At 32.2% G+C, this 12,444-nt stretch carries 11 protein-coding genes; 2 read left to right on the forward strand and 9 right to left on the reverse strand.

The window, feature by feature from the left end:
• Positions 1 to 33 precede the first annotated feature (33 nt).
• From pflB to BCB68_RS10700, 9 genes are all read right to left on the reverse strand, one after another.
• Positions 34 to 2,265 carry a formate C-acetyltransferase gene (gene pflB, locus BCB68_RS02355; protein WP_094079371.1) on the reverse strand — a complete coding sequence of 744 codons (2,232 nt, stop codon included), beginning with the start codon at positions 2,263 to 2,265 and terminating at the stop codon, positions 34 to 36.
• A 210-nt stretch (positions 2,266 to 2,475) separates the two neighbouring features.
• On the reverse strand, positions 2,476 to 3,357 hold the full coding sequence (murQ, locus tag BCB68_RS02360; RefSeq protein WP_094079372.1) for an N-acetylmuramic acid 6-phosphate etherase: 882 nt from the start codon (positions 3,355 to 3,357) through the stop codon (positions 2,476 to 2,478).
• 25 nt (positions 3,358 to 3,382) lie between these two features.
• Positions 3,383 to 4,474 carry a DUF871 domain-containing protein gene (locus BCB68_RS02365; protein WP_094079373.1) on the reverse strand — a complete coding sequence of 364 codons (1,092 nt, stop codon included), beginning with the start codon at positions 4,472 to 4,474 and terminating at the stop codon, positions 3,383 to 3,385.
• On the reverse strand, positions 4,475 to 5,824 hold the full coding sequence (locus BCB68_RS02370; protein WP_094079374.1) for a PTS sugar transporter subunit IIC: 1,350 nt from the start codon (positions 5,822 to 5,824) through the stop codon (positions 4,475 to 4,477).
• A gap of 137 nt (positions 5,825 to 5,961) precedes the next feature.
• On the reverse strand, positions 5,962 to 6,267 hold the full coding sequence (locus BCB68_RS02375; RefSeq protein ID WP_094079375.1) for a PTS sugar transporter subunit IIB: 306 nt from the start codon (positions 6,265 to 6,267) through the stop codon (positions 5,962 to 5,964).
• A 104-nt stretch (positions 6,268 to 6,371) separates the two neighbouring features.
• Positions 6,372 to 6,707 carry a PTS lactose/cellobiose transporter subunit IIA gene (locus BCB68_RS02380; RefSeq protein WP_068158299.1) on the reverse strand — a complete coding sequence of 112 codons (336 nt, stop codon included), beginning with the start codon at positions 6,705 to 6,707 and terminating at the stop codon, positions 6,372 to 6,374.
• Between the two features lie 14 nt (positions 6,708 to 6,721).
• The gene (locus BCB68_RS02385) at positions 6,722 to 8,083 is read right to left on the reverse strand and encodes a 6-phospho-beta-glucosidase (RefSeq protein ID WP_094079376.1); all 1,362 of its coding nucleotides are present in this window, start codon (positions 8,081 to 8,083) and stop codon (positions 6,722 to 6,724) included.
• Between the two features lie 80 nt (positions 8,084 to 8,163).
• Positions 8,164 to 9,300: a PTS transporter subunit EIIC gene (locus BCB68_RS02390; RefSeq protein WP_216639358.1), complete on the reverse strand. Its 1,137-nt coding sequence runs from the start codon at positions 9,298 to 9,300 to the stop codon at positions 8,164 to 8,166.
• Positions 9,300 to 9,620: a PTS transporter subunit EIIB gene (locus BCB68_RS10700; RefSeq protein ID WP_216639359.1), complete on the reverse strand. Its 321-nt coding sequence runs from the start codon at positions 9,618 to 9,620 to the stop codon at positions 9,300 to 9,302. The genes BCB68_RS02390 and BCB68_RS10700 overlap by 1 nt, the downstream gene beginning before the upstream one ends.
• 313 nt (positions 9,621 to 9,933) lie before the next feature.
• Between BCB68_RS10700 and mnmA the strand changes: the two genes are divergently transcribed.
• Complete coding sequence (gene mnmA / locus BCB68_RS02395) at positions 9,934 to 11,034, forward strand: tRNA 2-thiouridine(34) synthase MnmA (RefSeq protein WP_094079377.1); 1,101 nt, start codon at positions 9,934 to 9,936, stop codon at positions 11,032 to 11,034.
• A 264-nt stretch (positions 11,035 to 11,298) separates the two neighbouring features.
• Positions 11,299 to 12,396: an RNA-guided endonuclease TnpB family protein gene (locus BCB68_RS02400; protein WP_094079378.1), complete on the forward strand. Its 1,098-nt coding sequence runs from the start codon at positions 11,299 to 11,301 to the stop codon at positions 12,394 to 12,396.
• The last annotated feature ends 48 nt before the right edge of the window (positions 12,397 to 12,444 follow it).

The following is a 12,444-nucleotide window of genomic DNA, read 5'->3' on the forward strand; positions in this document are numbered from 1 at the left end:
AATTTAAATTTTAAATTTTTAAACTTCTAAAAATTACATTTTATTTGAAATTGTTCTGTTAATTACATCTAATTGTTGTTCTCTAGTCAATTTAACAAAGTTTACTGCATATCCAGAAACTCTGATTGTCAATTGCGGATAATTTTCAGGATGTTCCATTGCATCTTCTAGTAAATCTCTTCCGAATACATTTACATTTAAGTGGTGTCCTGTTTGGTTGAAGTATCCGTCCATTAATCCAACTAGGTTAGTTTGTTTTTCATTTGCATTTTTACCTAATGTTTCTGGTGTAATTGCGAATGTATAGGAAATTCCATCATTTGCATCTTCAAACGGGATTTTTGCTACTGAAGCAAGTGAAGCAACAGCTCCTCTTGTATCTCTTCCATGCATAGGGTTTGCTCCTGGACCAAATGGTGCCCCAGCTCTTCTTCCATCAGGTGTATTTCCTGTTTTCTTACCGTATACAACATTTGAAGTAATAGTTAATACTGATTGTGTAGGGATTGCATCTCTATACATCTTGTGAGTTCTCAATTTGTTCATAAATCTTCTTGTAATATCTACTGCAAATTGGTCAGTTGCATCATCATTATTTCCGAATGGAACATAATCTTTTTCATTGATGTAGTCAACAGCATCTCCATCTTCATCTCTTACAACTTTAACTCTACCATATTTAATAGCCGCAAGTGAATCTGCAATAATTGAAAGTCCAGCAATTCCAAATGCTTCCGTTCTTCTGATATTGATGTCGTGTAATGACATTTCCAATGCTTCATAAGAATATTTATCATGCATATAGTGAATGATATTTAGTGCTTTAACATAAGTTGAAGCTAACCAGTCTAACACTTTATCTAATTTTTCCCATACTTCGTCAAATTCCAAGTATTCACCTTTGATTGGCTCAAATTGTCCAACTGGTGTAACTTGAATCTTAGATTTTTCATCTTTACCACCATTAATTGCGTATAATAATGCTTTTGGCAAGTTTACTCTCGCTCCGAAGAATTGCATTTGATGTCCAATTGTCATCGGAGATACACAACATGCGATTCCGTAGTCGTTTCCAAATTGTGGTCTCATGATGTCATCATTTTCATATTGTACTGATGAAGTATCAATTGACACTTTGGCACAGAATTTTTTCCAAGTTTCAGGTAATTTTTCACTCCATAATACTGTTAAGTTTGGTTCAGGCGAAGTTCCCATGTTGTACAATGTGTGTAAGATTCTAAATGAATTTTTTGTAACCATTGATCTTCCATCTGCTCCCATTCCTCCAATTGATTCAGTTACCCAAACTGGATCTCCTGAGAACAATGCATCGTATTCAGGTGTTCTTAAAAATCTTATGATTCTTAATTTCATAACAAAATGGTCCATTATTTCCTGAGCTTCTTTTTCAGTCAAAGTTCCTTCCTGCAAATCTCTTTCCAAGAAAATATCTAGGAATGTAGAAGTTCTACCAATACTCATTGCAGCTCCATTTTGATCTTTTGTAGCGGCTAAGTATGCAAAATACAACCATTGTACTGCTTCTCTACCATTAGTAGCTGGTCCTGAAATGTCAAATCCATAAGCTGCTGCCATTCTCTTTAATGCCTTTAATGCTTTAACTTGTTCAAAAACTTCTTCTCTAAGTCTAATTACATCTTCAGTCATTTCAGCTGGATCCAAGTTTTTGTATTGTTCTTCCCTGTCAGCTATCAGTCTGTCAACTCCATAAAGCGCAACTCTTCTGTAATCTCCGATAATTCTTCCACGTCCGTAAGCGTCTGGAAGTCCTGTAATAATTCCTGTATGTCTTGCTTTTCTTATTTGTTCAGTATAAGCTGAGAAAACTCCATCATTGTGAGTTTTTCTGTATTTGGTAAAAATTTCTTCAGTTTCTGGATCTAACTTATAACCAAAAGCTTCCAAGCTGTTTTTAACCATTCTTAATCCACCATTTGGGAAGATTGCTCTTTTTAGAGGTGCATCAGTTTGAAGTCCTACAATTTTTTCCAAATCCTTGTCGATGTATCCAGCACCATAAGCATCTATTTGAGATGGTATTTTAGTTTCAGCGTCATAAATACCTTTTTCTCTTTCTACTTTAAACTTTTCAGAAAGTTCTTTCCACAATTTTGTTGTCGCTTCGGTTGGACCTTCCAAAAAGCTGTCATCTCCTAAATATTCTGTGTAGTTTAATCTGATAAATTCTGTAACATCAATATTGTCTTTCCAATTTCCTTCTTTAAATCCTCTCCATGCATCCATAATATTATAAACTTCCTTTCAAAAAAATTTTTTTTACTTTGCATTTTGTTTGTAATCATTTTAATATTGTAATCTTAAGTCCACAAATATTATACCCCATATTTTTTATAAAAGCAAATATATTTTAAATTACTTTTTTCACTTTTATCATACAAAAAAACTATATTTTAATGGCTAAATTTACCATATTTTCACAAAAATAATTCGATATTATTTTACTTTTTTTACAAATCCTTTTGCTAATCTCAGCTTTTCTTCTGCTTCTTTGTAGCTACAATTTGTAAGTATCATTGTTATTGCCGCTTTTACATTTTTATTGGCTTCTAGCAAATATTTGTGCGCTTCTTCTCCTGTAACTCCTGTAACTTTGGCAATTATTCCCTTTGCTCTTTCCACAAGTTTTTCGTTTGTCGGCTTCACATCGACCATCAGATTTTTATAGACCTTTCCAAGTCCAATCATTGTTCCTGTTGAAATCATATTCAACACCAATTTTTGAGCTGTTCCCGCTTTTAATCTTGTTGAACCAGCAAGAATTTCTGGACCGCAGTCAACTTCTATTGCAACATCTGCATATTTTGAAATTTTGGAATTTTTGTTACAACTTAATGCTATTTTTTTTGCTCCAACACTTTCGGCATATTTTAAAGCGCCGATTACATAAGGGGTTCTTCCGCTCGCAGCGATTCCAAAAATCACATCATTTTGACTAAAATTTATTTTTTTTAAATCTTCCTGTGCCAATGTGAGTGAATCTTCTGCGCCTTCTACCGCTTTTACAAAAGCTTTTTCACCCCCTGCAATAATTCCCAGAACTTCATCTGTTGTGCTAAATGTCGGAACACATTCTACAGCGTCCAGTATTCCAAGTCTTCCACTTGTTCCTGCACCAAGATAAACAAGTCTTCCACCACAACTTATTTTATCTTTTATAATTTCTATCGCTTCTGTAATTTTACCAAGCTCTTTTTCTATCGCAGCTGGAACAGTTTTATCTTCCTCGTTCATTATTCTTAAAATTTCTTTTGTACTTAACTCATCAAGATTTTCAGTCTTTTCATTCCGTCTTTCTGTCGTCAAATTTTCCAGCATTTTTCCTCCTTTTTCACACCAGCAATCAGCTTTCTATAAAGCAAAACTTTTGCCAAGCCTTTATATAATCAACTAAAAATATTTCTTCTTCCGTAATTCTTCCCACAACATTTGATTTTCCAGTGTTTTTCATGTCAATTTTTGCAACCATTAATTCTCCTGCGTAATGCCCATATTCGCTGCTTTCAATTATTACATCACCTTTTTTTATAATTTTAGGAGCATTAAATACTTTGAAATTGTGATTTTTATATTTTATACGGCTATTTGACGAACGGATTAAGTTTTCTGAAGTATCTCCTCTGTTGTAGTGAAATTCGTCCAAAACTATTTTTTTCTCAATTTCTGGAATATCTTTTTCAAGTTTTACCGAAAAACTTACCATGTCTTTCCGCACTTTTTTAAATTCATCTAGCTCAGCATCTGTCGGATAACAATTTGAAATTATTATATCGTCTATGTTTCCTAATGCCACTAAATGCTTAAATTGGACAATTAACGGCATATTTCTGTGCATTTCAAGAGTTGGAAGCCCCTGCGTTACAGGCCACGGTCCAAAAGTATCCTTGGCTTGTGAAGTAATAAACGCCGCAGTTCTCAAACCGTGTTTTGTAAAATTTTTTGTACATTTTTGAAAAAAATCTAATCCCAAACCTGTGTAAACATGTGGATAAAAATTGTGGCAGCCAGTTAAGTTAGTTTTGTTTGGCTGATAATCTATAATTGTATCAATATAATGAGTATTATTGCTCATATTTATTTCAATTTTTAAGTTTTCTTCATTAAAAGTCATAATACTCTCTTGCAACCCTGTAAATCCTACATCTAGCCTAATTCCATCCGCCTTTATTTCTTTAAAAAAAGACAAGTCGTCATAACTTATTTTCAAATCATCAAAAATTTTGGGACTGACATCTAAAATTATCTCAAAACCTCTTTCTTTTGCAAACTCATTTATCCGTGTAAATTTTTCCATAATTTGCTTTTTTGTTTCAGTTACAGAAAGTAAGCAGCTAAATATTCTAGAAAAGCTAGATTTACTGGCTTTGTCAATATATTTTATAATTTTTTCTTCAGTTGTCTTTTCAGGATAAATTGAAATTCCCAATTTTTTCATCTATTCTTCTCCAGTCTTTTCGGCTTTTTCTTCCACTAATAATTTTTTTTCGTAGGCGGTAAAAAAAGGATAATAAATTACAATAGAAATTACTATTAAAATAATATTTAAAATTACTGCTCTAAAATCTCCGTTTGTAGCTAGAAATGCTCCTATTGGCGACGGCAGTGTCCAAGGTGGCGTGGAAGTTACACGATTTACCCAGTGCATAGACATCGCAAAATAAGTAATTGAAGCATTTACAATGGGAACTATGATAAATGGAGGAAGCAGTGTCGGATTTAACATAATTGGCGCACCAAAAATTATAGGTTCGTTTATATTAAATATTGCTGGTAAAATAACTGCTTTTCCCAACGCTTTTCCGTAAGATGATTTTGCTTTAAAAAGCATTAAAAGTGCAAGTCCTATAGTTGTCCCTGAACCGCCAATCCAGATGAACCACTGGTACAAAGGTTCTGCTGCGATATGCGGAATGGCTTTCCCATTTGCAAGGGCTGTTGCATTTTGCTCCAATAACATAAGCCACAGCGGTCTTACAACCGAACCTATGATGGAATCTCCATGAATTCCAAAAGACCAAAAAAATGTTATTAAAAATACGATTACTACAACTGAAAACCACGAATCACTCAATTTTAAAAACGGTGTTACAATTAATCCAACTATGTGGTGCAAATCAATTTTTAACCAATAAGTGATAATCGTCAAAGTAAAGATAATTATTGCCGCAGGTGTCAACGCTTCAAAAGAACGAGCAACTGATTCCGGCACAGCATCAGGCATTTTTATTCTAAATCCAGTCTTTGTCGTAAAACGATACACTTCAACCGCAAAAATTGCAACAATTATTCCAACAAAAAGTCCTGCTGAACCCAAATTTGACATTTGCATCACATAACCTAAATCTTCTTGCAAAAACTGCGAACCTTTTGTCCCTTCCGCTACCACAACTTGAACCGCTTTTCCTCCAACAGTCTGAGTTATAGTTTCTATTGGATTTATCACTTTAGGCACTAATGTAAGTAAAAATGCACACACTGACAATATTGCACCTGTAATTCCGTCCAATTTATACGATTTTGCAAGGCTATAACCTATTCCTATAACCGCATAAAGTCCCATAATAAACATTGTCATACGAAATGGCAGCAATATTTGTGCCGCATGTTTTTTAGCTAATATCGAAATTGCCCAGTCTTTTGGAAACGGCGGAATTGCTATAATCAAAAATATTGAACCTATTATAATCAATGGCAAAGTCGATACAATCCCATCACGAATTGCTCTTAAATGTCTTTGCTCCGATATTTTTGCCATATTCATTGAAAGTTTTTCCAAATTTATCATAATTTTTATTTCCTTTCTTTAATTTATTTTATATAATCAATTTTATAATTTTAAAAAATTAAAATTTCAAAATTTTTTAAATCAACATCAAAAATTTAATCAAATTTCAAATCTATTCATTTTACAAATTTTAAAAATTAACTCAAAATTTCTTGTATCTGTTTTAATAATTTAGGCCCTCCAAGTGGACTATATCCCTGTGGCGTAATCATAGCACAAGGAACTTTTGCTTCTTTGGCACAGGCGTTTAATGTGTCAAATCTATGTCTAATTTGTGGAGCGACCATTGCGACATCATACCCATTTTTCACTTCTTCTTCAAATTGCTGCGTACTTACTGCCTTTACTTCAATTTCAACTCCTTTTTCTTTGGCTTCCTTTTTTAATGCGTTTACCGCCACTGCACTTGACATTCCAAGTGAACATACAAATAATACTTTCATTTTTTTCCTCCTAATTTTTTTAAATTATATATTTTTTAAAAATAAATTCCTTAATTCAATTACTTAAAATAAGAGCGTTTAAAAAATCTATCTTTAAAATCAATTTATTTAATCTTTTTCTCCAATACATTAATTCTTTTACACATTTTAATCATTTCTTCAATCAATGTTTTTGCTTCAATTGCCGTCATAAGATGGTCCTGCGAATGGACAAATAACACTGTTGGCGCTATTCCTCGTCCCTCTACCTCATCTTGTATAATTTCTGTCTGAACATTGTGCGCTGCAAGTAGTGCCTTATCTGCTTTCTTTAAAAGTTTTTCAGCTTTTTCAAAATTTCCTTTAAAAGCTTCATCAAGTGCTTCATAAGCCAGTCCTTTTGCTGTTCCTGCACTATTTACAATATCAAAAACTACCATTTCCATTTTTTCGTTATCCATTAATTTTTTCTCCTTTATTTTCTATATTTCTCCCTATTCTCATAGTAATCCCTAAACTGTGGCAAATATTTTTCGTGTGCGTCCAGTAATTCGTTTAAAACCTTTCTTCCAACAGTTGTTCCAGGCACCAATGGATTTGTTGTAAACGCTTGGAGTGCTGTGTAATAATTTCCTGTAACTGCGGCTTTTACCACAAGTTCTTCCATTGCTTTCATCAGCTGAATGTAACCTCTTTGTCCTGCATTTGGGAATTTTCCAAAAGTTATGGGTATAGGTCCATTTGCTGTGATGTATGATGATATTTCCACCGCCGCATCGTATGGCAAATCTGAAATTGCACCTTTATTTCTAGTATTTACGGCCATAATTATCCCTTTATCGTTATAAATTGCACTAATAAGTTCACAGGCCGCATCAGAATAATATGCTCCTCCTCGCTGTTCCAACTGTTTTGGTTTTTCTGACAAATTTTCATCTTTGTACAATTCAAACAGCTCTTCTTCAACTTTTTTAACAATTTCTCCTCTCGTACCTTTTTCTTTAAACGACTTCAATCCTTCTTTTAACATTTCATCTTGCAAATAATAATATCTATGATAATCGCACGGAAGCATTCCCAAATCTTTAATTTGGTCATAGTCATAATTGATACTCACGATATTTTTTACTCCAAGATTTTTTTTATCCTGCCTTTTTTCCCACAAATCCGCTGTCAATTCATTTCCGTTTTTATCCCAAACTCTATACCAGACAAAGTGATTCAATCCAGCAAACTGAAATCTAAACTCGGTTACATCTTTTTCGTAAAGACTTGCGCAATCCATTTGCGTATGAACTGGAATATTACAAAGTCCAACGATTTTATCAAAATCTGTGTAATTTAAAACTGCTTGGGTTACTATTCCCGCAGGATTTGTAAAATTGATAAGCCACGCATTCGGTGCTAATTCTTTAATATCGCTAACAATATCAAGTATCACAGGAATTGTCCGAAACGCTTTAAACATTCCTCCTGCTCCATTTGTTTCCTGCCCCAGAAGGCCGTTTTCAAAAGGAATTCTCTCATCTTTAATTCTAGCAGCAAGTTGTCCCACACGAAACTGTGTTGTCACAAAATCCGCATCTTTTACAGCTTTTTTTCTATCCAAAGTCAGATGAACCTCGCAGTCAATCCCTGCTTTTTTAACCATTCTTTTAGCCAAATTTCCGACTATTTCCAGTTTTTCTCTCCCTTCCTCAATATCCACAAGCCAAATTTCTGTAACAGGCAATTCTTTTATTCTTTTAATAAACCCTTCAATCAGTTCTGGAGTATAACTCGAACCACCTCCAATTGTTACTATTTTAAGTCCTTTTTTTTCTTTTTTCTGTGACATTTTTATAAAATCTCCTCTCGTTTTGATTCCCAAGTATTCTTTTACATATTTAAAAAAATCTTCTCTATTTAAACATTATTTTATTTCCCCACTTCCCCATACATCTCAAAAATCTTCCCTTCGTCAACTCCCCAAAAATATGTAAGTACAAATCCTCCCAAATATGAAAAAAACATAGCTAAAAGAAATAAAAGCTGACTTCCAGGAATAACTATTAAAAGTGCAAGTAGTCCTGAAACTCCCTGAGTTATTGTTCCCAAATGCAGCATTACCGCAGCAATTCCTCCAAATCCTGAACCAAGACACGCTGTTACAAAAGGCTTTTTTAATGGCAGCGTTACTCCGTACATCAGAGGTTCTCCCATTCCTAAAATGCCAGCAGGTATTGTATCTTTTAATATTTTTCTCAATTTTTTATTTTTAGTCTTTACGTAAAGTGCAACTCCCGCTCCAACTTGACCACCACCAGCGGTAATCATAATTGGCAAAAAATAATTTATTCCTTTTGTTGCTCCTAATGGGTCGTTTAATAAAATATGTATCAGAATCAGCGCCTGATGAAGTCCCATTGACACCAGTGGCAAAAAGCATGCTGATATGACAAATCCACTTATAATCCCTGTCTTATTATAAATAAAATTTAAAAATAAAAATAAAATTTTTGTGATAATCTCACCTAGTGGCAAAATTACTAAAATAGCTATTATTCCACATATAATCAATGTAAAAACAGGAGTTAAAATTTTTGATAATATATCTGGCACAATTTTTCGTACATTTTTTTCAACAAATGCAACAAAAAATCCAACTAATAGTGCGCTAAAAAGTCCTCCTGCACCAACATAAAAATTTTTATTAACAATTGGTAAGATCATTTTTCCAATATTTCCAATATTTTTTAAAATCGGCATATTTTCATTTTGAACAAATAAAGCTCCAATAATTCCGCCTAAAATCGCAGTTCCTCCGAATTCCTTTGTAGCGTTAATTCCCACAAAAATTGGAAGATAGGTAAAACTTATCCAGCTAATCATCTTTAACAGTTGATACCACCAAATTGTCTGAAAATTTGAAGATACTATATCTATTGTATTTGTTACTCCTTGCAGCAGTCCAGCCGCAATAATTGCAGGAAGTAGTGGTACAAATATATTTGCTATCTTTTGAAAAAATAACTGAAATTTTCCATTATTTTTAGAATTTTTTTTATTCTTCATTAATATTTTTTTATATCTTCATTTTTTATATCAACTTTTTTGTTATCATTGCTTCGGCTTTCATTCAAAGAAAGCTTTGTCAATTCTGAAAAATTTTTCCCAATTCTATCAACTTTTCCCGCTCCCAAAACTATTTGCACCAAATTTCCATTACAGACAACGCCAAGTACTCCATCAACTTTTTTTAATTCACTTACATTCACTTTTGAAAAATCAGAGACTTTCACTCTTAACCTTGTCATACAAGTCGTATTTTCTTCAACATTTTCCCTATTTCCAAGAAATTCCAAAATATCTTGTGCCAATTCCTCTTTATCCATAAAATTTTCCTTTTAAATTTAAAATTCTCTTGCTTAATTATACCTTAACATTTTTATTTTTCCAAATGTTTTTGATTTCAATGTTTTTTTATTTTTGACTGTAAAATGCTATTTTATATAATATTATTTTTTTCATAAGGCAGAACGCAGAAATATTCCGATAATATTCCTACTAAGAAAAAAGAAAAACTAGACTAAAAAGAAAATATAAATTAATTAATATAATCTAAAAGTTTCAAAATAATTGACAAATAAAATACTTAATGTTATTATTTGCATATAAAAATAAAAACAGAAAGCGAGAAAAATATATATGAAAAAGAAAAAAGTTGTTTTGGGAATGTCAGGTGGAGTGGATTCTTCTGTTGCGGCAATTTTATTAAAAGAACAAGGTTATGAAGTCATCGGAGTTTTTATGAAAAATTGGGAAGAAAAAGACGAAAATGGGGTTTGCATGGCTGAGGAAGATTACAAAGATGTGATTGCTGTGGCTGAGCAACTGGGGATTCCATATTATTCAGTAAATTTTGTAAAAGAGTATTGGGACCGAGTATTCACTTACTTTTTAAATGAATATAAAAGAGGAAGAACTCCTAATCCTGATGTGATGTGCAACAAAGAAATTAAATTTAGAGCATTTTTGGATTATGCGATGAAAATTGGAGCAGATTATGTGGCGACAGGACATTACGCCAGAATAATTCACGAAAAAGATGAAAATGGCAAAATTAAGTCAACCATGCTTCGTGGAATTGACGACAACAAAGACCAGACATATTTTTTGTGCCAATTAAATCAGGAGCAATTGGAAAAAGTGCTATTTCCAATTGGAGATTATGAAAAACCAAAAATTAGGGAAATAGCACAAAGATATAATTTAGCGACTGCGAAAAAAAAGGACAGTACAGGAATTTGCTTTATTGGAGAAAGAAATTTTAATGAATTTTTGTCCAAATATTTACCTGCAAAAGATGGAGAAATTGTAAATATTCAAGGAAAAGTTTTAGGAAAACATCACGGACTTATGTATTACACAATTGGTCAAAGAAAGGGAATTGGAATTGGAAATACGAAAGAAGGAACTGGAGAACCTTGGTTTGTTGTGGATAAAGATTTGGAAAAAAATCAGTTAATTGTTACACAAGGTGATAATTCTTTGCTTTATTCAAAAGGAATGATTGCGACAGATTTTAATTTTATTAATCCTGATGATGTTTCATTTCCACTAGAATGTACGGTAAAATTCAGATACAGACAAGCTGATACAAAAGCGACAATTAATAAATTGGATGGCGAAAAATACGAAGTGATTTTTGATTCTCTACAAAAAGCGGTGACATTAGGACAAATTGTGGTTGCCTATAATGGTGAAGAATGTTTAGGTGGAGGCGTTATTGATAAAATTATAAAATAAGGGGATTATATCCCCCCTATTTTTTATTCAAAATCTTTTTTTTACTCTTAAATTTAATTGAAGTAAAAGTTATCTATCAAATCAAGAAAATAAAACTTTTCAACTTTTAACAAAAAGATAGCAAGAAGTCGTAGGCTTTCTATAAGTGGGAGATGAATTGCTTTTTTATTGAAAAAAGGAGACGCTTATGATACAATTTTTGTATAAAATATTGAAGAGAAATAATTAGAAATAATATTCAAAATCAAAAGGAGGTGTAATTTCATGAAATATAATTTAGCATTCAAATACAGAATTTATCCAAATAAGGAGCAGGAATTATTGATAAATAAGACTTTTGGATGTGTTCGTTTTGTCTACAATACAATCTTGTATACTGCTAATAAAATTTATGAAGAAACTGGAAAAAATAAAATAATTACACCTGCCAGTTTGAAAAGTGAAAATCAATTTTTAAAAGAAGTGGACAGTCTGGCACTTTCAAATGCTCAATTGAATGTAAAACGATCGTTTACGAATTTTTTTCAGAAGAGAGCAAAGTTTCCAAAGTTCAAATCTAAAAAGAATAATGTTAAAAGTTACACGACAAATTGTGTGAATAATTCAATCCGAATTGAGGAAAATAAATATTTAGTTTTGCCAAAATTGAAAAAAGTTAAATTAAAATATCATAGAGAAATGCCAAAGGATTATAAAATAAAGTCGGTAACATTGACAAACAGTAATGGAAATTACTATGTTTCTGTTTTGACGGAATTTGAAAAAGAAATTCAAAAAATCCCAAGTAATGATAAAGTAATTGGGCTTGATTTTTCAATGTCTGAATTATTTGTCAGTTCTGAAAACCAAAAAGCTGATTATCCAAGATATTTTAGGATGTTGGAAGAAGAATTGAAAAAATTACAGAAATCATTATCGAGAAAAGTGAAATTTTCTAAAAATTGGTATAAACAAAAAATGAAAATATCAAAATTGCATGAATATATCAAAAATTGTCGAAGAGATTTTCTACATAAATTATCAAAAAAATTGTCTGAAGAATATAATGCTGTGGTTGTTGAGAATTTGAATATGAAAGGGATGAGCCAGGCATTAAATTTTGGGAAAAGTGTAGGAGATAATGGGTGGGGAATGTTCTTGAGAATGCTTGAGTATAAGTTGATGTTTTTAGGAAAGCAATTTTTAAAAATAGATAAGTGGTTTCCGTCGTCGAAAACTTGTAGTAAATGTGGAAACGTTAAAGAGGAACTGAAATTATCAGAAAGAAGTTATAAATGTGAGTGCTGTGGAATTGAAATTGATAGAGATTACAATGCGGCGCTGAATATAAGAGATATTGGAAAAGAAATGTTGAAATATTAGGAAATAAAAAAACAGGGCAGGGACTGCCCGAAGAGCTTGGTAAATATA

Source organism: Leptotrichia sp. oral taxon 498, from assembly GCF_002240055.1.
Classification (GTDB): Bacteria; Fusobacteriota; Fusobacteriia; order Fusobacteriales; family Leptotrichiaceae; genus Leptotrichia; species Leptotrichia rugosa.

Excerpts from the sequence above, each read along its gene's own strand:
- pflB (WP_094079371.1), bottom strand. The coding sequence starts at position 2,265 with ATGGATGCATGGAGAGGATTTAAAGAAGGAAATTGGAAAGACAATATT.
- murQ (WP_094079372.1), bottom strand. The coding sequence starts at position 3,357 with ATGCTGGAAAATTTGACGACAGAAAGACGGAATGAAAAGACTGAAAAT.
- BCB68_RS02365 (WP_094079373.1), bottom strand. The coding sequence starts at position 4,474 with ATGAAAAAATTGGGAATTTCAATTTATCCTGAAAAGACAACTGAAGAA.
- BCB68_RS02370 (WP_094079374.1), bottom strand. The coding sequence starts at position 5,824 with ATGATAAATTTGGAAAAACTTTCAATGAATATGGCAAAAATATCGGAG.
- BCB68_RS02375 (WP_094079375.1), bottom strand. The coding sequence starts at position 6,267 with ATGAAAGTATTATTTGTATGTTCACTTGGAATGTCAAGTGCAGTGGCG.
- BCB68_RS02380 (WP_068158299.1), bottom strand. The coding sequence starts at position 6,707 with ATGGATAACGAAAAAATGGAAATGGTAGTTTTTGATATTGTAAATAGT.
- BCB68_RS02385 (WP_094079376.1), bottom strand. The coding sequence starts at position 8,083 with ATGTCACAGAAAAAAGAAAAAAAAGGACTTAAAATAGTAACAATTGGA.
- BCB68_RS02390 (WP_216639358.1), bottom strand. The coding sequence starts at position 9,300 with ATGAAGAATAAAAAAAATTCTAAAAATAATGGAAAATTTCAGTTATTT.
- BCB68_RS10700 (WP_216639359.1), bottom strand. The coding sequence starts at position 9,620 with ATGGATAAAGAGGAATTGGCACAAGATATTTTGGAATTTCTTGGAAAT.
- mnmA (WP_094079377.1), top strand. The coding sequence starts at position 9,934 with ATGAAAAAGAAAAAAGTTGTTTTGGGAATGTCAGGTGGAGTGGATTCT.
- BCB68_RS02400 (WP_094079378.1), top strand. The coding sequence starts at position 11,299 with ATGAAATATAATTTAGCATTCAAATACAGAATTTATCCAAATAAGGAG.